The organism is Adlercreutzia sp. CNCM I-6216 (assembly GCF_977113345.1).
The window spans coordinates 79,430-98,245 of sequence record NZ_CDSBIE010000003.1; the positions used below are offsets into that span (position 1 = coordinate 79,430).

The 18,816-nt window shown below is 63.7% G+C and carries 14 protein-coding genes; 8 read left to right on the forward strand and 6 right to left on the reverse strand.

What is annotated here, in order from left to right:
• Positions 1 to 18: 18 nt before the first annotated feature.
• The 4 genes from ACYVRU_RS03905 to ACYVRU_RS03920 all read left to right on the forward strand — a co-directional run bounded on the left by ACYVRU_RS03905 (position 19) and on the right by ACYVRU_RS03920 (position 6,812).
• Positions 19 to 1,452 carry a response regulator transcription factor gene (locus ACYVRU_RS03905; RefSeq protein ID WP_451917876.1) on the forward strand — a complete coding sequence of 478 codons (1,434 nt, stop codon included), beginning with the start codon at positions 19 to 21 and terminating at the stop codon, positions 1,450 to 1,452.
• A 158-nt stretch (positions 1,453 to 1,610) separates the two neighbouring features.
• Entirely contained in the window at positions 1,611 to 3,293 is a 1,683-nt protein-coding gene (locus tag ACYVRU_RS03910) for an FAD-binding protein (RefSeq protein WP_157012572.1), read from the forward strand.
• Between the two features lie 104 nt (positions 3,294 to 3,397).
• Positions 3,398 to 5,011, forward strand: a complete 1,614-nt coding sequence (locus tag ACYVRU_RS03915) for a helix-turn-helix transcriptional regulator (RefSeq protein ID WP_157012571.1) — start codon at positions 3,398 to 3,400, stop codon at positions 5,009 to 5,011.
• Positions 5,012 to 5,171: 160 nt separating this feature from the next.
• Positions 5,172 to 6,812, forward strand: coding sequence for an FAD-dependent oxidoreductase (locus tag ACYVRU_RS03920; protein ID WP_157012570.1), 1,641 nt, complete (start codon positions 5,172 to 5,174; stop codon positions 6,810 to 6,812).
• Between the two features lie 125 nt (positions 6,813 to 6,937).
• Here ACYVRU_RS03920 and ACYVRU_RS03925 read toward each other — a convergent pair whose 3' ends face one another.
• From ACYVRU_RS03925 to ACYVRU_RS03945, 5 genes are all read right to left on the reverse strand, one after another.
• Entirely contained in the window at positions 6,938 to 8,029 is a 1,092-nt protein-coding gene (locus ACYVRU_RS03925; protein WP_157012569.1) for an ATP-binding protein, read from the reverse strand.
• A gap of 256 nt (positions 8,030 to 8,285) precedes the next feature.
• Complete coding sequence (locus ACYVRU_RS03930; protein WP_157012568.1) at positions 8,286 to 8,756, reverse strand: acyl-CoA thioesterase; 471 nt, start codon at positions 8,754 to 8,756, stop codon at positions 8,286 to 8,288.
• Between the two features lie 223 nt (positions 8,757 to 8,979).
• Positions 8,980 to 9,291 (reverse strand): L-rhamnose mutarotase, encoded by a 312-nt coding sequence (gene rhaM / locus ACYVRU_RS03935; RefSeq protein ID WP_157012567.1) that lies wholly within the window; start codon positions 9,289 to 9,291, stop codon positions 8,980 to 8,982.
• 169 nt (positions 9,292 to 9,460) lie between these two features.
• On the reverse strand, positions 9,461 to 10,147 hold the full coding sequence (locus ACYVRU_RS03940) for a LexA family transcriptional regulator (RefSeq protein WP_197745945.1): 687 nt from the start codon (positions 10,145 to 10,147) through the stop codon (positions 9,461 to 9,463).
• 4 nt (positions 10,148 to 10,151) lie between these two features.
• Entirely contained in the window at positions 10,152 to 11,402 is a 1,251-nt protein-coding gene (locus ACYVRU_RS03945; RefSeq protein WP_157012566.1) for an arginine deiminase, read from the reverse strand.
• A gap of 254 nt (positions 11,403 to 11,656) precedes the next feature.
• On the opposite strand from ACYVRU_RS03945, the gene ACYVRU_RS03950 reads away from it, so the two are divergent.
• The 3 genes from ACYVRU_RS03950 (at position 11,657) to argF (ending at position 15,586) form a co-directional block, all read left to right on the forward strand.
• Positions 11,657 to 13,087, forward strand: a complete 1,431-nt coding sequence (locus ACYVRU_RS03950) for a YfcC family protein (RefSeq protein WP_157012565.1) — start codon at positions 11,657 to 11,659, stop codon at positions 13,085 to 13,087.
• Between the two features lie 106 nt (positions 13,088 to 13,193).
• Positions 13,194 to 14,441 (forward strand): arginine deiminase, encoded by a 1,248-nt coding sequence (locus ACYVRU_RS03955; RefSeq protein WP_157012564.1) that lies wholly within the window; start codon positions 13,194 to 13,196, stop codon positions 14,439 to 14,441.
• A 137-nt stretch (positions 14,442 to 14,578) separates the two neighbouring features.
• On the forward strand, positions 14,579 to 15,586 hold the full coding sequence (gene argF, locus ACYVRU_RS03960) for an ornithine carbamoyltransferase (protein ID WP_157012563.1): 1,008 nt from the start codon (positions 14,579 to 14,581) through the stop codon (positions 15,584 to 15,586).
• Positions 15,587 to 15,648: 62 nt separating this feature from the next.
• On the opposite strand, the gene ACYVRU_RS03965 is transcribed toward argF, so the two are convergent.
• On the reverse strand, positions 15,649 to 16,170 hold the full coding sequence (locus ACYVRU_RS03965) for an acyl-CoA thioesterase (RefSeq protein WP_157012562.1): 522 nt from the start codon (positions 16,168 to 16,170) through the stop codon (positions 15,649 to 15,651).
• A 219-nt stretch (positions 16,171 to 16,389) separates the two neighbouring features.
• On the opposite strand from ACYVRU_RS03965, the gene ACYVRU_RS03970 reads away from it, so the two are divergent.
• Positions 16,390 to 18,810, forward strand: a complete 2,421-nt coding sequence (locus ACYVRU_RS03970; protein WP_157012561.1) for a molybdopterin-containing oxidoreductase family protein — start codon at positions 16,390 to 16,392, stop codon at positions 18,808 to 18,810.
• The last annotated feature ends 6 nt before the right edge of the window (positions 18,811 to 18,816 follow it).

Genomic DNA, 18,816 nt, shown 5'->3' on the forward strand with positions numbered 1-18,816 from the left:
TGCGCTATCATGTCGGCCATGGAAAAGTCAGCTTCCCATAGCTTTGAGATCGGGTTCGTGGCCGCGCTTGTCGTGGGACTCGCCTGCATGGACATGTGGCCCGATATGCTCGGGCACGCCGCGGGGCTGGTGGGTGTGAACGACTTGTTCGCGGCGCTCGGTCTCAACGGACGGTTCTTCTGGTCGCTCGGATTGGCGGTCGGCGCCTTCCTCATCGCGGCCTTCCCCGCCTTCACGCGAAAGTTGGATCGGCCGTTGGCCGTGGTGGTTCCCGTGACAGGCCTGCTCGCCACGATTCTGTACGTGAACAGCGAGGCTTCGGGGCTCGGCTTTGCCGGCGCGGCCCTGTGCGCGGTGCTTACGGCCGCCGGCTACGGCTGGCTCGAAGTGCGGCTCATTGCCATGGTCGGTCGCATCCCTCAGTTCTCCACTATCGTGCTCGTGCTGGCGGCGAGCCGCATACTGAAGATGGTTTTCGTGACGGTGACCGGTGTGCTTCCCGAGAGCTTCCAGGTGGTGGGCACCTGTCTTTCGCCCGTGCTGACGGGCGCATCGGTGATCGTCGCCTCGGCCCTGGCTGACCGGGCAGCCCGGGTCACGTTGCTGCGCGGCATGGCCGGGCTTCCCTTCGCGCGTTGGTCGGCGCTTTCCGACACGCGAACTGCCTACGTGTTCCTCGTTGCCGCGGCGGTGCTCTCGGCCGTGGCCCGCTCGGTGAGCGACCTGGGGTTCTGGGGCCGCGAGAACGTGATTGGGGCCCAGTACGTGACGCTGGTACTACCCGTGGGTATAGCCTTGGCCATCGCCGTGTACGTGGCGTTCTTCCGGTTGCGCGAATCGGCGATGCTGTCGCAGTTGGTGGTGCTGTTCCTCATTGTGCTGGGAGGTTTGTTCCTGCAGGACGGCGCCTTGGTGAACGCCCTCGGCCTGCCGTCGGTGGTGGCCGCCCAGGCCTCCATCGCCACCGAGTTGTTCTCCCAGTTCTTGTTCTGGGTGGCCATGATAGCCGCCATGCGCCTGGGCGGTGTGAGTCCCTACCGGGCCGTCGGCGTGGCTGAGGGCTGCATGAGCGCGGCGGCGCTCCTTCTGGGTGTGGCGCTGTTCGGGCGCGGGCCCCAGCAGGGGGTGGTGGCTGCTGCGGCTACCTACGGGACGCTCTTCGTCGTGTGGTACCTGCTGCGGCGCACGCAGTCCATCAGTGAGGCCTGCGCCCCGGCGTTGCCGGGGGAGGATCCCCTTAAGGGCACCTGCGAAGTCGTGGCCGCCCAGCGCGGCCTGTCCCCGCGCGAGACGGAGGTGCTGTACCTTCTGGCCCAGGGCCGCTCGCGCACGTTCATCCAAAGCGAACTGTACCTTTCCGACGGCACCGTGAAGACCCATATTCGCCATATCTACCAGAAGCTCGACGTGCATTCCAAGCAGGAGCTCATCTCGCTTATTCAGAATTCGTAAGTCTCTCATCAGGTAAAACTTCGAAATAATGTCTTTTGGGCGATGGCTTTCATCCCCTTTGGAAGATGGCGGCAGGCCCGTGGCGCCGTAGAGTCCCCCTCGTCTGGCGCCGCCGCGGCGCCGGGCGCAATGTCATCATCTCTGGAAGGGGAACGATCATGGAGAACAACGGAATCGAGACGACGCGACGCGGGTTTCTGAAGGGCGCGGCTTTGGCCGTGGCTGGCGCCGGGGTGGCGGGTCTGGCAGGGTGCGCGCCCCAGGGCTCGGACGCCGGCGCCGGCGCCAGCGCCGGCGGGGCGGCTCCCGCCGATGCGGCCAACATCGCCTGGGACGAGGAGTTCGACGTCGTCATCATCGGCGCCGGCGCTGCGGGCATGACCGCCGCCATCACCGTGGCCCGCGAAGGCAACGGCAAGACCTGCCTTCTGGCCGAGAAGGAACCGCAGCCCAACGGCAACTCGCCCTTCTGCGCCGGCGACTTCAGTTGGACCACGGTGCCCGACGACTACTACACCTACTTGAAGGAGCTGGCCGGCGAGCACACCACTACCCCCGACGAGGTGCTGCGCGTGTTCGCCAACGGCCTCGGCCAGGTGAAGGACTGGGTGGTGGAGCTGGGCGCCCGCGAGGAGGAGATGCAGATTCTGCCCAACGGCACGGCCGAGGATCCCTATCTCAACATCGATGTGGTGTGGCCCGAGCTGGAATGCTCCTACGCCCACGCCATGTGCACCATCGGCGGCATCGTGCGCGACGACCCGGAGTACGACCTGAAGGGCGAGCCCCACATCTTCACCTTCCTCACCAACCGAGTGAACGAGCACACCGATGTGGTGGACTACCGCACGAACTTCGCCATGGAGGAGCTGATTCAGGATGCCGCGGGCCGCATAGTGGGTGCCGTGATCGACGGCAAGAACATCAAGGCCCGCGACGGCGTCATCATGTGCTGCGGCGGTTTCGAGAACGATCCGGCCCTGAAGGAGAACACCTTCGGCGTGTCCACCATCGTGCCGGCCGCGGGCCAGGGCAACACCGGCGACGGGCACCGCGCCTGCATGAAGGTGGGGGCCGACTTCTGGCATATGAGCGGGCTGGCGGGCATGTGGCTGCAGCCGCGCAACCTGGACAACACCGCCTTCACATCGGTGGTCGTCGGCGGCCCGCGCGTGAAGAAGTACGGCATCACCGTGGGTTCCAATGGGCACCGCTTCTACATGGATTACGACGCGCTGACCTCGTGGCCCGATCCGAAACCGGGCTATCTGGCCGACCTGCGCACCGATGTGGGCATGCGCTACGGTCACACCAACTTCGGGGGCGCGTGGCCCTGGCAGGCCATGCCCGCTGACGGCGGCTGGTTTATCTTCGACGCCGATGGCTTGGCGGCCGGTGCCATTCCCGCCGAGACGTCCGCCGACCCTGTGGCCGACAAGCTAGCCCTGACCGCCGACACCCTGGCCGATCTGGCTGCCCAGATCAACGTGCCGGCCGAGGAACTGGAACGCACGGTGGCCGAGTGGAACAAGTTCTGCGCCGAGGGCGAGGATGCCGCCTTCCATCGGCCGCCCGAGACGCTCACCCCGGTGGCCAAGGCACCTTTCTACGCCCAGTTCTGCGCTCCCACGCTGCTGAACACCGACGGCGGCCCGGTGCGCAGCCACCTGGGTGAGATTCTGGATCCCTATGGCAAGCCCATCCCCGGCCTGTTCTCGGCCGGCGAGTTCGGCAGCCTCTGGGGCCACTTCTACCAGGGTTCCGGTAACATCGCCGAATGCCTCATCTACGGCCGCATCGCCGCCGAGAGCGCCATGGGGTGCGAGGTGGCCTATCAGTAGAGAGCGCGTCTTCTTTCAAGCAAGCCAGCCGCCCTCCCTCCCCGCGGCTGGCTTTGCCTTTCGGTTTCCGGCGAGAAGTACGGTAGAATGGAGGCGTGAAGAGCATGGCGAACATACCGGCGATGACCGAGGCAGCTGAGGAGGCGGCCGCATCGGGGACGACGGCGGGCACCCGTCTTGACCGCGACTCCCTGCTGACCGCGGGTATGGCCGTGATGGGGTTCGCGTTGTTCCTGTCGGCAGTGTGGACGGCTCGCAACGAGGCGGCGCTCGTGCCCGACGGAGCGCTCTACACCGCACGCTTCGTGAAGGCCGTCGCCTGCTTCGCCATCGCTTTCACCCTGCGCAGCCACATTCCCTCGGTGGGGAAGTTCTTCGCGTTGGGCGCGGGGTTCGTGGGTATGCACCTTGTCGCATACGGTCTCGGCGCGCTTATGCCCGCGGGCGTAGCCGAATATTTGGCCGCCTCCGTCATTTCCGGGGCCTTCAGCGGCATCGGCGAGGCCTGCGTCATTGTGTTGTTCGCGCATCTGTTCTCCACCTATGCGCCGAGGGTGAGTGCCGTGGCCATTCCGGTGGCCTACCTGCTGAACGAGGCGCTATACTTCTCCACGCTGTACCTGCCCACGGAGGCCATCATGGCGCTGCGTCCGGCGGGGAAGCTGCTCGGCGTAGTGCTTTTGGGGCTGTGCCTGCGCCGCAAGGAGCGGCTGCCCCTGGCCGACAACGAGTACCCGCTCCAGTACGGCATTTCCATCAAGAGCGCCGGCGAGCGCGCCATCACGCTGTTCGCCACCCATCGCAGTTGGGCGCTCATCATCGCCGGCTCCACGCTGTTCCCGCTCATTTTCGGTTTCGTGGCCCAGGCGTGCTCGCGGCTTTCCACCAACTCGGGGCTCTACGACGGGTTCAACGAGATTGTCGCCTTGGGCACCATCGCCCTGCTGGTCTTCTACGGCGTCTGGCGCGCCGGACGCCTCACCTTCGACGAGTTGCTGTACTTCTCGGTGCCCCTGTTCGCCACGGGGTGCCTGCTGCTACCGGCCTTCTGGCTGGCGGACGCCCCCTATGCCGGCATGCTCGTGAAGTGCGGCTACACGGTGAACCAAGTGCTGTTCTGGGTGCTTCTGGCCCAGGAGAGCTATCGCGACCTGCGCCATACCTACCTGTTCTTTGGCCTGTTCTACGGCATCTACGAGCTGACGACCGCCGCGGCGCGACTCACCACCTCGGCCCTGTACGCCGAAGGCGGCATCGATTTCACCTTCATGGTATACGTGGCTTTGGTGGCGCTGTGGCTCATCGCCTGCTATGGCGTGCTGTTCTTCGCGCTGGCGAAACGCGTGGCGCGGGGGCGCCAAGGAGGTGGCCGCTCTGCGGACGCGCCGGTTCCGGACGTCGAGGGACCCGCAGGCGGAGGCGGCGCGAGCGAGGCGGCCGTGGGTGGGGAGGAGGTTCCCGTGCGGCTGGTGCCCGAGGCGCGGCGGACCCTCGTGTTTCCCGACAAGCTGGCGCTCGTGTGCGAGCGTTACGGGCTCACGCCGCGGGAGGTCGAGGTGCTCACCGAGACCATCCACGGCTACAGCATGGAGAACATCGGCAAGAAGCTGTTCGTGTCCCGCGAGACGGTGAAGACGCACCTGCGCCGGGTGTACGCGAAGGTGGGCGTGGGCGGCAAGCAGGAGCTCATTGCGTTCATCGATCGCTACGAGGGCTAAGGCAACTCATAGTTTTCCCAGTTCATGCAGGGGTACCCCATAAATGGGGACGGGCAGGCGCGCCAGAAATGTCTGCTTGGGGGGATGGCGGGAATGCCGCCGGGGTCTAGGATGCGGGGCGTCTCAACGGAGACAGACCAATCCGGAGAAGGAGGACCCCATGACTCAGCAGACTACGAACATCTCCCGCCGCGGCTTTCTCACCCTGGGCGGCCTGACCGCGCTCGGCGGCGCGGCGGCGCTGGCCGGTTGCGCGCCTCAGACGGCCGCCGATAAGAAGCTCTCGGGCACGGGAACGGGAACGAGCGCCGCCGATGTGGACTTCGAGGAGGAGTACGACGTAGTGGTCGTCGGCGCGGGCATTGCGGGCATCACCTCGGCCATCACCGTGAGCCGCGAGGGCGCCGGCGCTTCCTGCCTCGTCATCGAGAAGGAGGCTGCGGCTGCCGGTTGCTCGCCGGTGTGCGCCGGCGACTTCCTCGGCCGCGACGACGAGTACGAGTACCCGGTGCAGTACCTGAAGGACATGGCCACCACCGCCTCGGGCCAGACCATTCCCGACGACGTGCTGGAGGCCTTCGCTGCCGGCATCAACGAGAACCTGGAATGGGTGCTCTCGCTCGGCGCCACCATGGACATGCTGGACACCAAGCGCACGCTCATGGAGGACTTGGACAAAGCCGAGTACCGCGAGTTCGCCAGCGCCGTGGCTCCCGAGTACAGCTTCGACGACAACGCCCAGCCGCCCTTCAACCACCTGCACAACTTCCTTACCCACATCTGCGTCGACGAGTGCACCGAGGCGGTGGAGCTGCGCTTCAACACCCCGCTGGAAGACTTGGTGCGCGATGGGGACGGCCGCGTCGTGGGCGTCATCGCCGACGGCCATGCGATCAAGGCGAACAAGGGCGTCATCATGTGCTGTGGCGGCTACGAGCACAACGAGGAGTTCCTCGAGGGCTTCTGCGGGGTGGGGAACGCGATATCCTTCGCCATGGAGGGCAACACCGGCGACGGCCACAAGATCTGCGCCCGTCACGGTGCCGACTTCTGGCATATGCACAACGCCGCCGGTTTCTGGATGGCTGGGCGCAACCTGGACAACACCGCGTTCTCCAACGGGGCCCTCGCCAGCCACAAGTACAAGTGCTATGGCATCACCGTGGGCAAGAACGGCCGCCGCTTCTACATGGATTGGGACGGGCATAAGTCCCTGGACGTATCCAACGATGCGGCGGACATTCCTCGTGACGACCTGAGCCGCCATGTGGGCAGCCGCCACGGCGTCATGCAGTTCGGCGGCGAGTGGAACCATCTGCCCATGCCCTCCGTTGGCTGGTTCGTGTTCGACAGCGACAACTACGAGCGCGCCTTCGATTTCGAGGCCACCAAGACCACGGATCCCGTGGCCGATGGCTGGCTGTACAAGGCTGACACCTTGGAGGACTTGGCCGCCCAGATGGAGGTGCCCCCCGAGGAGCTGACTGCCACGGTGGCCCAGTGGAACGAGTTCTGCGAGCGCGGCGCTGATATGGCCTTCTATCGGCCGGCCGACACGCTCACGCCCATCAAGACCGCTCCCTTCTACGCCCAGCGCTGCAATCCAGCTATGCTGAACACCGATGGCGGCCCGAAGCGCGCGGCCGACGGTGCCATCCTCGATTGCAACGGGGAGAAAATTCCGGGTCTTTATGCCGCCGGCGAGTTCGGTAGCGTGTGGGGCTACCTCTACCAGGGCAACGGCAACGTGGGTGAGGCCATGGCCTTCGGCCGCATCAGCGCCCGCAGCTGCCTGGCGTAAGGCGTCCCCCGACCATCTCGCAACCGCGCAATACCCCTAGCTCAAAGCCAGCCGCTTTCCCTCCCTGCGGCTGGCTTTTGTGCTGTGCTGAGAATATGGACCGAGCTCTGGGCCTTCCAGTCTGGTTACCCCAGTCTTTCCCGAAGATAGTCTTTGAACATGGGCAGGGCGATGCGCACCGTTCCTTGGCCGTTGTCGACAAGGAGGCCTTGCTCCATGAGACGCCTTTTGTATTGCGAGGCGTAGTTGCTCTTCTTTTCCATGCGTCTCGCGATATCGGCAAGCGCACTTGGACCCTCGTCGTCGAGCATAGCGGCGAGAAAGCGCACATCCCCTTTCGAGAGCTCGCAGAACGTGGTGTCGAAGACCTTTCGCTGCAGGTCGTTACGGGCGTAAAGTCCTCCGCTGTCCACGTCCTCGAGGGTAACATCGTCTCGTTCAGGCGATTCGTTCCAGGCGCGGTAGCCTACGAGCTGCATCATGTAGGGGAAGCCCGCCGTCAGCTGCACGGCCCGCGAAAGCGCCTCCGGGGACACGCCGCGGCCTCCGTCCTCGATAGTCTTTCGCATGGCCTGCTCGATATCGAAGTCGCTTACAACTCCCAGTTCATGGAAGTTGGCCCTTCTCAGAAACGATACGGACTTGTTTTGCAAAAGCCCGTTTACGTGAGTCGGAAGGCCTGCCATGAAGAGAGCGACGCGGCGACGATCGCGGACGAAATGTTGGAAAACGGATGCAAGCTGGACCATTTCATCGAGGTCTTCGCGTACCTCATCGACGGTAATGAGAAGCCCCGCATCCGCTTCGGCCAGTTGACCCAAGGCCTCTTCCATGCGTATGCGCCAGGTGGGATGGTCGTTGTCGGCACTTTGGAACTGGATCTCAGCGAGATCGGCCACCTTGATGCCCGACAGTTTGAAAGCGCCCTTTCTTTCAATAAGATGAGAGGAGTTCCTGAGCGTTTGCTGAAGGATTTCGTCGAGCATGCCGGGAAGCGCCGACACGTTGACTGCGACCCAGCCCCGGGAGGAGGCCTCATCGGCCAGATACGAGAGGAGTGCGGTCTTTCCCGTGCCGCGAGCGCCCGTCAGGATGGTCGTGAGGCCCGGGTCGCCCGGGCCGGCCTCCAGAGCGCGGATGAGTTCCGAAATGATATGTTCGCGCCCCGCCATGTGAGCGGGAATGACGCCGAACGTCGGGGTGAAGGGATTGGTCATTTCAGAGGCCTCCTTGACAATTTTTGCATCTTTTGCAATTTTTGCATCTTTTGCAACTTTTGCCAAGCGGTAGAAGAGATGGCTTTGGCTGGCACTGAGGCCGGCGCCCCCGCTGCGCCCCCAGTGCCGCCGTCGGGTCGCAGGGAGCGGCTTCGGCTGCCCCTCCGCAATCGCGTAGGCCGATGCGGCCGCCCATCCGGAGAGGACGGCTTCGGCCGTCTATCCGCGATCGGTGTTCACTTTCGCGGGTGTAGCCTTATGCCTCTTCCGCGATCTTCTCGTAGTGGGCGTACAGGTCGGGGAAGGTGCGGCGCAGGCTTGTCGGCTTGAAAGTGTCGCGCTCCACCACGCAGACGGTGACGAGCGCGTCCACGAGCGGGGTGGCGCCCTCGCGCAGAAGCGGCTCGCCCGCGGCACCGGTGCCCGCAGCATCGTCGCCATGGTAGACCTGCTGGCGGTACACAGTGCGCATGGGCAGGTTTTTCGCCACCGAGGTGCGCACGAAGCCGGCCTCGCCGTAGCGCAGCGGGGCCTTGTAGTGCACTTCCAAATCGTAGATGGGACTCATGTAGCCGGCCGCTTCAAGGCGCTCGTTGTAGGAGAAGCCGAGCGCGTTCAAGAAGTCCACCCGGGCGTCTTCGAAATACAGCAGGTAGTTCGCGTGGTAGACCACCCCCATCATGTCCGTCTCGCCGTACCGCACGGTTATGGGGGTGTGCCTGTGCATCTCTTCGCTCGCTTTCGCCGTTTCGCTTAGGTTCCAGCACTCATTATAGTGAAGGTCGCCCTCTTTTGGCCAAAACGACGCGGTTCTCGTACCTCTTAGCGGGTCGCGCCGAAAAGCGACAATGCGCGACTTGGGAAAACGGCACCGAAACGGCTTCGAGGCTGCTTCGGAGTGGCGCGCGAGCTACGAGAACCGCCCTCTTTTGGCCATTTCCCGCGACAGGCTAGTCCAAATGGAAGAGCACGGGCAAGTCCATCGAGACCGGCGAGTTGTCCTCGTTGGTCTCCATGATGTCGGCCATGAAGTCCCACCACTTCCGGTTGATGGCCGTATCGGCGCCGGCGGCCCACCGCTCGGGGTCGTCGATCTCGATGTAGCCGAACAGCGTCAGCGTGTCCGGGTCCAGCGCGATGGTGTAGTTGCGGCCGCCGTGGGCGTGGATCATGTCGATCATCTCGGGCCACAGCTCGTTGTGCCGCCGCTCGTACTCCTCTTCCATGCCGGGGTACAGCTTCATCTTGAACGTCTTGATCATCGGGTGCTCCTTGGGCGAAGGGGGTTGGGCCCGCATGCAGCGGGCGCTTTCTGGGGGCTATGCTAGCGCGTTGCTCCGGGAAAAAGCGCGTCCCCATGGCACTTGCGACGAAACTGACAAAGTGCAGATCGTGCGCATGGGGGCGATTGCGTGGAGTCGGAAAGCCGGCTCAGAGCGCTTCCGTGTCGTGGCTGGCCTGGAAGAAGACCACCACGCCGATGATGCGCACTCGGCGCTTGTCTAGGATGAGGTCGGGCGAGGGTGCATCGTAGGACCATGAGGAAAGCACGACGGTGTTGTTGCCCGCCGTGTAACGGCGCACGACGATAGTGGCGTTGTCCACCAGAGCCACGACGGTGCACCCGTTGTAGGGCCGGGCCCGCTGGTCGACGAGTAGGAGACTGCCGACGGGGTAGAGGCGCGTCATCTCTCGATAGTCCATGCGCACGAAGATGCTGGCCACGTGACGGGCCGCCACGTCGGACGGCGCGCAGGCGTAGCCGGTATGGCGCAGCGTCGTGCCGTTGCCCGAGCGATCCGTCTTGTACACGGGAAGGATCGCATCTCCCGCCCCCTCAGCGGCACCCGTGCCGTCGTTTCGCGTCTCCGGGCCCGGCCAGTTGTCTGCGGGCTGGGCACTCGGCGCCGTGCCCAGCCCGCGCTCCTCGCTCATGATGTCGTCAGCGCAGACGGCGAAGTCGGCGATCATCTTGTCCAGATGGGTGCGCCGGGGGAAGGTGCGGCCGCTTTCCCAACGGCCCACCGTCTCCTTGGTGACGCCGAGCCTGCCTGCGAAGGCGGTCTGCGACAGTCCCTCCCGCTCGCGCAGGCGCCGTATGTTCTCGCCGATGCTCACAACGCTAGAGATCCTCGCGCACGAGGGGCAAACACAGGCTGTTGGGACCGCCGAACCCGACCGTCATCTCCTGGATAGATACTGGGTGCACGGTCATGCCCGCATCGACGAGCGCCTCGTTGGCGGCGAGATTCTCCGCGCACACGCAGAGGTTGCCGGGCGCAAGGGGCAGGATGCCCGCTGCTCCGTTGCCGTACTCGAAGGCCATAGGGCCGCCGCCGTCGCCGAAGTCGATGAGCCGCACCGGGCCGCCTCTCGTGGCCGCCCCCAGGATACGAGCGAGGCCCTCGCTACAGGGCTCGATGCGCACGCCGCCCCGCCGCCGGGCCCGCCGCAGGCGGTAGACGCGGGGCTCGCGGGCCAGGAGGGGATCCACCACAAAGGTGTCCCCGTCGATGGGAGAGAGGTAGGCGTCCAGATGCAGGCGGTTGCCGCTCTGGGGCACTTCGATCACGTACACATCGGTGACAGACGACCCGTCGCCCCACAGCAGCCCCTGACTCAGACGGTCGATGGCCAGGCTCTCCGTGCGACTCGAGAGCCCGATGGCCACGGCGTGCCCGCTCAAGTTGACGATATCTCCGCCTTCCAGGTGGAAAGAGCTGTCGTGGCCGAACCATTGGGGCGTGTCCGCGAAGCACGGGTGATGCTCCGCGACGGTCTGGAGCAGGTCTACCTCGCGGTTGCGGTCGTGCCAGTACATATGGTTGAGACTGATGCCGCCGCCGATCACGCTTAAGGGGTCGCGCGTGAAAAACGCCGTGTTCAGCGGGCTCGAGAGGAAGGTATCGGGATCGAAAGCGCTGTCGGTGAGGGCGGCTAGCGGAAAGCGATCGGAGGCGTCGAGGTCGGTGTCGCCGTAGCGTATGCCGTTGAAGAGGCGGGTGACGAACTGCTCGGCGTCAGCGGCCTCGGACATGTACCGGGTCGCCGCCTCGGTCAGCTCGGAGCCCTCGATGCGGCAGTTGGCCAGGAAGCGATCGAGCAGCTCGTCTTTGGCCTCGGGCGCGAAGGCGAGGGTCTCCCCGACCAGCTCAGTCAGCTCGACAACCTCGGCGCCTTCGGCGCGAAGGATCGCCGTGAGGGCATCGTGCTCGTCCTGGGCCCGTGCCAGATCGAAGTCGCTGCTCGTGGGCCGCAAGGGGAAGGCCAGAGCAAATTCCCCGTGAGGGAAGCGTCGCGTCTCTGGGCCCGGCCGGTGGACGAGCACTCGCTTGAGGCGGCCCACTTCGTTGTTCACTCGCACGGTATCCATGGCTGTTTCGCTCCGTTTCTTCTCTCGTTGTCCTTCCAAAGCATAGGGAATTTTCGAGCCTGAGAAAAGGCACTGAGGAAAAAAAGTGACTTTTAACGTCACCTTCTACTGCTCAGGCGACGGGAAAGGTCACTGCGGATGCCGCTTCTCCGAGCTGCGTTCCCGCTTGCGATGCGACGGCCGGACGGGAGGTGTCGCCCCGCGATGATGGCCTCGCGAATCCCGCACGCAGCGAGTGAGAAAGGAGAGGTGCAATGAGGGAAAAGGCAAAGCGCACGTTCCAGGTGCCGCATACCTACACGATCATCTTTATCTTGATGATCATCGTGGCGGTCATGACGTGGGTCGTTCCGTCGGGAACGTTCGCGACGACGGAGATCGACGGGCGCGAGGTGACGGTGGCGGGTACCTACGAGCAGATGGACAAGACGTTCGTCGATGGCGAGACGGGCAAGCAGGTCGATCTGCGCCAGGGTCCCGGAGCGGTGCTGGAGGCGCCCATCGCGGGCATCATGGCCGCGGCCGAGGTGGTGGCCTTCGTGTTCATCGTCGGTGGCGCGTTCCAGATCATCACGGCTACCGGCGCCATCGACGCCGGCATGCGCCGGGTAGTGAGGAGGTTCAAGAGCAAGGACATTCTGGTTATCCCCATCGCCATGCTCCTGTTCGCCCTCGGCGGCTCCACCTTCGGCATGGCCGAGGAGACCCTGCCGTTCTTCGCCATATTCCTGCCCATCATGATCGCCATGGGCTTCGATTCGCTCACGGCGTTCATGATCGTGTTCATCGGCGCGAAGGCAGGCTACATCGCCTCGACGGTAAACCCCTTCAGCGTGCTCATCGCTCAGGGCGTTATCGGCATCACGGGCAATCCTCAGCTTTGGCTGCGCGCTATCATGTTCGTGGTGATCGTGGGGCTTTCCATCGGCTGGGTTGTTCTCTATGCGCGCAAGATTCGCAAGAATCCCGAGCTGTCGCTCACCTACAAAGACGACAAGCAAAAGCGCCTGGAGATGGGAACCGTAGATGACGACGCGCCGTTCACGATGGCTCAGAAGTGGGTTCTCGTGGTGTTCCTTGCTGGCATGGCGCTTATCGTGTGGGGGCTTGTCACGCAGGGTTGGTACATGACCGAACTGTCTGCGGTGTTTCTTGCTATGGGCCTCATCTCGGGCATTGTGGCGCGATTCTCTCAGCAGAAAATCGCCCAGGAGTTCGTCGTCGGCCTGAAGGACTTCGCGTTCTCGGCCATCGTGATCGGCCTTGCCCGCGGCGTGCTCGTTATTGCCGATAACGGCATGATCATCGATACGATCCTGAATGCCATGGCTACAGGTTTGTCCGATGTGGCGCCGGCGGTATACACCACCATCCTTTACGTGGTGGAGAACCTGCTGACCATCTTGGTGCCGAGCTCTTCCAGCTTGGCGGCGCTGACCATGCCGATTTTCGGGCCGCTGACGGAGCTGGTGGGCCTTAACCCCGAAGGAGCCGTCACGGCGCTTTGCCTGGCCGAGCCGATGATGACCATCATAGCTCCCACCAGCGCCATTCTTGTTGCGGGTCTTGCCGTATGCAAAATCAGCCTCGAGCAGTGGTGGAAGACTTGTTGGAAATGGTGGCTGCTCATGAGCGTGGTGTGCATCGGTTTCACGACGGTGTCGGCCATGCTGCCTGTGGCGTAGGCCGCGGTGCAGCGACCTTTTTCGCGAGGCCGTCGAATGTTGGATGCGGTGGCCCCGCGATCTGGAAAAGTAGTATGTTGCCCTAGGGCAGTGAAAGGAGCGAGAGATGGCGAACAAGCCCATTCACGTTACGAGCGAAATTGGAAACCTGCAGCGCGTCGTGCTGCACCGACCGGGACGCGAGCTTGCCAATATGAAGGCAGCCGAGTTTGAAAAATGCTGGATTCACGATGCCTTCTATTTGGAATACGCCCAAAAGGAGCATGACGTCTTCGCGGGCATTTTGCGCGATGCCGGTGCCGAGGTGCTCTATATGGAGGAGCTGCTGGCTGAGGCGATGGATGTAAACCCGGCGGCGCGCGCGGCGTTTCTGGATGAATATATGGTCCAGGCTCCCATTCCCGATCCGGCATTGGTGCCCCTTGTTCGCGAGAAGCTCGATGCTATTGAGAACAATCGCGAGTTGGTGGACAAGGCGCTTGCCGGCATGCGTGTGAACGAGCTTGATCTGGCGACCGGCCCGCTCACGTTGTCCCGTTTGGAGGGAGACGGCCTCGCATTCGACGACTTCGTGGTGTTCTCGATGCCGTCGAGCTATTTCTCCCGCGATCCCATTGCCTCCATCGGCACGGGAGTGGCGCTGCATCGCATGTACCACAATCAGCGCAATCGCGAGGTGCCCTTCTATAAGACCTTCCTTACCTATCATCCCGATTTTGCGGGAACGCCGTTCTGGTACGACAACCATAGCGAGGCCCATATCGAGGGCGGTGATGTGCTGAACATCAACGAGACTACCTTGGCTGTCGGTATTTCGGAGCGTACTGAGGCTGCGGCGATCGATGCGTTGGCTCAGAACTTGTTCTGGGGCGAGGAGCCTTCCGCCATCGAGACGGTGTACGCCATTAAGATCCCCTTCGGCTATGAGACCATGCACTTGGATACGGTGTGCACGCAGATCGACTACGACAAGTTCACGGTATACCCGGGTATGTACGACGAGTTGCATGCGTATCGTCTGCGCAAGGGCGACAATGCGGGCGAGGTGGCTGTGGACGAGCTGGACGGCTCCCTGAAAGACATCCTGCAAATGGCCACGGGCGTCGATGACATCATGCTGATCGAGTGCGGCGGGGGAGATCCGGTCGAGGCTTCGCGCGAGCAATGGAACGACGGATCCAACACGTTGGCTATCGCTCCGGGCAAGGTGTGCGTCTACGAGCGCAATGTCGTGACCAACGACGAGCTGTACAAGGCGGGCATCGAGCTGTGCGTGGTGCCCTCCGAGGAGCTTTCCCGTGGACGCGGCGGCCCTCGCTGCATGTCCATGCCTTTCGCCCGCGCCGATATCTAGCGCGTGCGGATGAAGCGGGGGCGCAATCGGGCGATCGTTGTGCCGGCGCTGCGCCGAGTGTGCCCCCGACCATTTCGGCTTATCGCCGTTCGACAATTCGACTTTCGCTATTGAAGAATCTGAAAGGGTGATTCACTATGCCGCTCAATCTCTCTGGGAAGAATTTTCTCACGTTGCTCGATTTCACTCCCGAGCAAATCAATTACCTGCTCGACCTTTCTCGCGACTTCAAGAACGTGAAGCGCGCCGGCACCCCGCACCGCTACCTCGAGGGCAAGAACATTGTGCTGCTGTTCGAGAAGACCTCCACGCGCACCCGCTGCGCCTTCGAGGTGGGCGCCATGGATCTCGGCATGGGCGTGACCTACCTGGATCCCGGTTCCTCCCAAATGGGCAAGAAGGAGTCCATCGAGGACACCGCCCGCGTGCTCGGCCGCATGTACGACGGCATCGAGTATCGCGGCTTTGAGCAGTCGGTCGTGGAGGATTTAGCGGCGAATGCCGGCGTTCCCGTGTGGAACGGACTTACCGCCCAGTTTCACCCCACCCAGGCTCTGGCCGATATTTTGACCATGCGGGAGGAGTTCGGGGACGATCTGCGCGGCCGCAAGCTGGCCTTCTTCGGCCAGGTGGGCAATACCGCCTCGTCTCTCTTGGTTATTTGCGCCAAGCTCGGCATCGATTTTGTGCAGGTAGGGCCCCAGGCCGACGTTCCGGGCAATCGCACGTACCGTCCCGAGCTGTGGAAAGCTTGCCAGGAATTGGCAGCGGTAAGCGGGGCGACCCTCACCATGACTGACGATATCGACGAGGGCATTCAGGGCGTGGATGCCGTTTACACCGATGTGTGGGTCGGCATGGGTCAGTCGGCCGATTTGTGGTGCGATCGCATTGCGCTTTTGGAGCCCTACCGCGTAACTGAGGAGGTTATGGCGAAGGCGAATCCCGGGGCAATTTTCATGCACTGCCTCCCCTCGTTCCATGACACGAACACGACGATCGGCGCTGAGATTGCCGAGCAGTTTGGCGTGACGGAGATGGAAGTGGAGGACGCGGTGTTCGAATCCGAGCAGTCCCGTGTTTTCCAAGAAGCGGAAAATCGCATGCACACCATTAAGGCCGTCATGTACGCTACGTTGCGCTAGAGGCATACTGCCAATACGAAAGGGGCCGTTCTCCCTCGTGGGGGAGCGGCCCCGCGCTGCAATCAGGCCTCTTCCACGATGTCCTCGTACTTGGCGTAGAGGTCGGGGAAGGTGCGGCGCAGACTCACGGGCTTGAAGGTGTCGCGCTCGACGACGCACACGGTGACGAGCGCGTCCACGAGCGGGGTCGCGCCCTCGCGCAGGTGGGGCTCGTGGCAGGAAGCTGCCGCAGTGCCCTCCGTGCCCGGATCGCCCTCGATCCCGTCAGCCGCCTCGCCTTCCGAAACATCTTCCGCCCGGTACACCTGCTGGCGGTAGACCGTGCGCATGGGCAGGTTCTTCGCGACCGACGTGCGCACGACGCCCGCCTCGCCGTAGCGCAGCGGCGCCTTGTAGTGGATCTCGATGTCGTGGATGGGGCTCATGTAGCCGGCCCCCTCGATGCGCTCCGCATAGGAGAAGCCCAGCGCGTCCAGGAAGTCGATGCGGGCGTCCTCGAAGTACAGCAGGTAGTTCGCATGGTAGACCACCCCCATCATGTCCGTCTCGCCGTACCTCACTTTGATGGGGGTGTGCCTGTGCATGCTCGCGCTCGCTCTCTCGTCAAATGCGCTCGTGGGTTTCACTAGATTATAGCGAAAGCGCATCGCCTCCTTTTGTTTACCAAAATACCTTCAATTTTTTGTAAAAATCCAGGTCAAATCCTATAAGTAAAAAACTTGTTTCCTAGAATTTCGCGCCCTTCGCTCCTATACTTTTGCGCGGTTCCAAAACCTGTTTGAAAGCGAGAGCAAGGAGGAGAGATGACCGAGTCTTCAAGCACGCGCGGACGGCTGACGCGTCGCGGTTTCCTGAAGACCGCCGGCGCTGCGGCCGGCGTTGCGGGGCTCGCCGGCGTGGCGAGCATGGCGACTGCCGACGGTTGGCTGGCGCCCGCTTCGGCCGAGGCCGCGCCCGAGGAGCATGTGGCGCGCACCTACCATCAGAGCCATTGCGGGGGCATGTGCTCGCTGGCGTGCACGGTGCGCGACGGGCGCATGGTGAAGGTCCAGCCCAACGGCGTGGGCAACCCCGACTTCCAGACCATCTGCCTGAAGGGCATCTCGGAGGTCGCGCACATCTACGGAAAGGGCCGCGTGCAGACGCCGCTCAAGCGCGTCGGCGAGCGCGGAAGCGGACAGTTCGAGCCGATCAGCTGGGATGAGGCGCTCGACGAGGTCGCCGAGCTCATCAAGACCACGCAGGACGCCTACGGCCGCGACTCCATCATGGTGCTGGCCACCGCCGAGGCCGACTTCGGTTTCCTTGCCCCCATGCTGGGCGCGCAGACCGGCGGTTTCGACGGCATCGATGTTGGCACCGGCAACGGGCTCGACCCGGCCATGGGCTTCGGCGCGGGATACGCGATGTGCGCCCCCGAGGCGCGCGACTGGCAGCGCTCGAAGCTCGTGCTCACCGTGGGGTCGAACTACTGCGAGTCGAGCCTGCCCAACGTGTTCACGTTCTTCGACGCCAAGGAAGCCGGCGCGCACATGGTGACGGTCGATCCGCACTACTCCACGACGGCCTCGAAGTCCGACGAGTGGATTCCCATCGAGCCCGGCACCGATGCGGCGCTGTTTTTGGGCATGATCTCGCACATCATCGACAACGATCTTGCCGACGAGGACTTCATGGCGCAGCACTCGACGATGCCGTTCCTCGTCGATGCCGAGACGGGTCTGCTCATCCGCGATCACGAGGAGATCGCGCCGGTCGATGAGGCGGCGGAAGCTGAGCCGGAGACGCCCGAGCAGAACCCCTACTTCGTCATCGATCCGGTCACCGGCAACCCCGTCCACCACACCCAGTGCGACACGCCGGCGATCTCCGGCACGACTCAGGTGCGCGGTCGCAACGCGGTCACGGTGTGGGATGTGCTCGTGGAGGGCCAGAAGCCCTACACGGTCGATTGGGCGGCCGAGATCACGGGCATTCCCGCCGAGCGCATCGCCAGCTTGGCCGAGGAGTACGCCGAGGGCCCCTCGTCGCTGGCGCTCGGGTGGGGCGGCAACGACAAGATGACCAACGCCGATATCGCCGGGCATGCCGCCGCCGTGCTCGTGGCCATTACGGGCAACGTGGGCAAGCCGGGCGCGGGCGTGGGCGTCTACGTGGGCCAGTCCTACAACAGCTACGCTCCGGCGCTCGGCGCGTGGGCGCTGCCGGAGGACTGGGCCGCCGCGGCGTCCGAGGTGAGCATCTACGACATGCCCTACCGGGAGAACAACTGCCATGCGGCCATCTTCTGCGGCGACATCGTGGCGCAGCATCTGGCCAACATGAATGTGACGTGCGACTGGGCCGATACGCTCGACTTCATCGTGACCATGGACCCCTACTTCACCGAGGGCGCGAAATGGTCCGACTACATCTTGCCGTGCACGTCGCGCTTCGAGTACGACGAGCCGTTCGGCAATGTGAAGGCGGGCTACAGCCAGATCGTCATCCAGGAGAAGATCATCGACCCGCTCTTCGAGGCGCGCACCGACCTGTGGATCCAGCGCGAGTTGGCGAGCCGCCTCGGTCTTAAGGCCGGCATCCCCGAAAGCTCGGTCGATCGCTGCAACGCGATTCTGTCCACCTCGACTGAGCCGTGGGTGTCGGAGCTTACGGTGGAGAAGATCTCGGAGAACGGCGCCGTGTGGCCCGTGCCCGATCGCGAGGTCATCCGCGAGGTTGTGCCCGATCAGGTGTTCCCGACGCCGACGGGCCGCATGGAGCTGTACTACGACGGCATGGTCCCCTTCGATCAGCAGCTGCCCCAGTGGGAGCCCTGCACCGAGATCGCCGACGAGTCTTTGCGCGCGCAGTTCCCGCTACAGCTCACCAACACGCGCACGCGCTTCCGCATCCACAACCAGTTCTACGATTCAGACTGGCTCCAGCTGATGTATGAGCCCCTCGTCATGCTGAACCCGGCCGATATGGCCAGCCGCGGCCTTGAGACGGGCGATGTGGTGCGCGTGTTCAACGATCGCGGCGAATTTAAGGTGCACGCGGCCGCGAACAACGCCATTCGTCCCGGCTCGGTGCGCATCTACGAGGCGGCCACGGCCGATTACACCGTCGCGGGCAACCTGCAGAATGTTACGAACAACACGATGATCGAGCGCGGCTACGACCTCATGTGCGGTCCGGTGATCCCGTTCTCCGACACGCTCGTCGAGATCGAGAAAGCGTAGGAGGGA